Genomic DNA, 229 nt, shown 5'->3' with positions numbered 1-229 from the left:
ATACCATATAAAGCATGAATATTTTCCGTAAACTCGAACAATACTGGCAACACCCGCTGCTGTACTGGCCGCTGGTCATCTTGATTGCCGCCGCGACGCCGTTCACTTTCGCCCCGTATTATCATTTCTGGCTGATGCCGCTGTTGTTCGGCGCGCTGATACGCCTGATTGAATTGCGTCCGCGCTTTGCCGTCATGACTGCCTATCTGTTCGGATTAATCGGTTATAC

General features: G+C 50.7%; 1 pseudogene. It reads left to right on the top strand.

Features of this window, described 5'->3' with window-relative positions:
• Window positions 1–14: 14 nt before the first annotated feature.
• A pseudogene (locus ACTHSX_RS10950) lies at window positions 15–229 on the top strand (apolipoprotein N-acyltransferase); the annotation flags it as partial.

It is taken from the genome of Neisseria sp. P0014.S002 (assembly GCF_051958295.1).
GTDB lineage: Bacteria > Pseudomonadota > Gammaproteobacteria > Burkholderiales > Neisseriaceae > Neisseria > Neisseria flavescens_B.
The sequence above is the reverse complement of the archived record's forward strand: the minus strand, read 5'-3'. Positions and strand labels throughout refer to the sequence as shown.